This is a genomic window from Vibrio sp. 1557, from assembly GCF_033340175.1.
In the GTDB taxonomy this organism is placed as follows: Bacteria; Pseudomonadota; Gammaproteobacteria; order Enterobacterales; family Vibrionaceae; genus Vibrio; species Vibrio alginolyticus.
Genome location: NZ_JAWOVZ010000069.1, coordinates 1 through 2,059 on the forward strand (window position 1 = coordinate 1; position 2,059 = coordinate 2,059).

The following is a 2,059-nucleotide window of genomic DNA, read 5'->3' on the forward strand; positions in this document are numbered from 1 at the left end:
GCGGTAAACGAGTGAGGGAATTTCAGGTAAGATACTTCGGATGAGGAGCAAAAAGGTGGTTTATACTTCCTATACCCTTTATACTTCCTATACCCCGGTTATCCGGTGGTTTTCTGTTTGCGGAATAAAACAGATTAGTGACAGTTTTCTCAGAATGGCGTGTTCCGGTGACTTCTGTTTTCGTGTGCTGCATCCGGAAGTGTCAGGCCCGCCGGATATGAAAAAGGCCTCCGGAGAGTACCGTGACTTTATTTTCGGCACAAATACAGGGGTCGATGGATAAATACGGCGATAGTTTCCTGACGGATGATCCGTATGTACCGGCGGAAGACAAGCTGCAAACCTGTCAGATGGAGATTGATTTAATGGCGGATGTGCTGAGAGCACCGCCCCGTGAATCCGCAGAACTGATCCGCTATGTGTTTGCGGATGATTGGCCGGAATAAATAAAGCCGGGCTTAATACAGATTAAGCCCGTATAGGGTATTATTACTGAATACCAAACAGCTTACGGAGGACGGAATGTTACCCATTGAGACAACCAGACTGCCTTCTGATTATTAATATTTTTCACTATTAATCAGAAGGAATAACCATGAATTTTACCCGGATTGACCTGAATACCTGGAATCGCAGGGAACACTTTGCCCTTTATCGTCAGCAGAATAAATGCGGATTCAGCCTGACCACCAAACTCGATATTACCGCTTTGCGTACCGCACTGGCGGAGACAGGTTATAAGTTTTATCCGCTGATGATTTACCTGATCTCCCGGGCTGTTAATCAGTTTCCGGAGTTCCGGATGGCACTGAAAGACAATGAACTTATTTACTGGGACCAGTCAGACCCGGTCTTTACTGTCTTTCATAAAGAAACCGAAACATTCTCTGCACTGTCCTGCCGTTATTTTCCGGATCTCAGTGAGTTTATGGCAGGTTATAATGCGGTAACGGCAGAATATCAGCATGATACCAGATTGTTTCCGCAGGGAAATTTACCGGAGAATCACCTGAATATATCATCATTACCGTGGGTGAGTTTTGACGGATTTAACCTGAACATCACCGGAAATGATGATTATTTTGCCCCGGTTTTTACGATGGCAAAGTTTCAGCAGGAAGGTGACCGCGTATTATTACCTGTTTCTGTACAGGTTCATCATGCAGTCTGTGATGGCTTTCATGCAGCACGGTTTATTAATACACTTCAGCTGATGTGTGATAACATACTGAAATAAATTAATTAATTCTGTATTTAAGCCACCGTATCCGGCAGGAATGGTGGCTTTTTTTTATATTTTAACCGTAATCTGTAATTTCGTTTCAGAATGGTTCAGGATCACTGTACGATAATGCCCCCGCAGTTTGGTAATACCCTTAATAAAAAAGAAACAGCAAAGACTGACAGCAATAATAATAAAGTAAGCAGTAACAATAATATTAACAACACCAGATGCAGTTATAATAATAGTATTTAAGACACCAGAAAGACTGCTGCGACAGTCATTTTGAACAACACCAAAATGCCGTAAAGGCAGTAGTAACAACACCAGTGAAAACATCACGATAGCATAGTGATATGCCTGAGTGTGTGTAATTAAACAATAAATAAACCGCCATATATAACAGAAGATAGTATTCTGAATGGCATGCTTTTCTGTTCAGTATAAACATATCATCCCGGTTGGTATAAGGATGATATATAATAAGTTAAGCTTAACACATATTTATTTTGGTTTTATTTTACAAATAAAGTAAGACGATCCGTTAAGTCAAAGCGGGGTATATTTATTATACCCTGCTTTTTTATTTGTCCGCCGGGCGCGGATAATGGATCAGATTATGCAGTGTCACAATGGCCTTACCGGGATTGGCGTAAGCGTGCGGGATATCCGCATGGAAGCGCAGGGATTCCCCGGCAGAAACGGTGTGCCACTCATCCCCCAGCCGCAGTTGTAATGCGCCTTCCAGTACAATGACATGTTCTCTGGTTCTGAAATCCATCCCTGTCGGTGTTGCTTATGCAGTCTGGTCGGGACTCGGCGTCGTCATAATTACAG

General features: G+C 42.7%; 3 protein-coding genes and 1 pseudogene. 3 read left to right on the top strand and 1 reads right to left on the bottom strand.

Features of this window, described 5'->3' with window-relative positions; translation table 11 throughout:
* The first annotated feature begins 242 nt into the window (after window positions 1–242).
* Together R7070_RS24570 and catA are read left to right on the top strand one after the other, a co-directional pair.
* Complete coding sequence (locus R7070_RS24570) at window positions 243–446, top strand: hypothetical protein (RefSeq protein ID WP_197465993.1); 204 nt, start codon at window positions 243–245, stop codon at window positions 444–446.
* 149 nt (window positions 447–595) lie between these two features.
* On the top strand, window positions 596–1,237 hold the full coding sequence (gene catA, locus R7070_RS24575; RefSeq protein WP_001011941.1) for a type A chloramphenicol O-acetyltransferase: 642 nt from the start codon (window positions 596–598) through the stop codon (window positions 1,235–1,237).
* Window positions 1,238–1,805: 568 nt separating this feature from the next.
* Here catA and R7070_RS24580 read toward each other — a convergent pair.
* Window positions 1,806–2,003: a cupin domain-containing protein gene (locus R7070_RS24580; protein WP_000347577.1), complete on the bottom strand. Its 198-nt coding sequence runs from the start codon at window positions 2,001–2,003 to the stop codon at window positions 1,806–1,808.
* Here R7070_RS24580 and R7070_RS24585 point away from each other — a divergent pair.
* Window positions 1,984–2,059, top strand: a pseudogene (locus R7070_RS24585) (SMR family transporter); the annotation flags it as partial. The gene R7070_RS24580 and the pseudogene R7070_RS24585 overlap by 20 nt on opposite strands.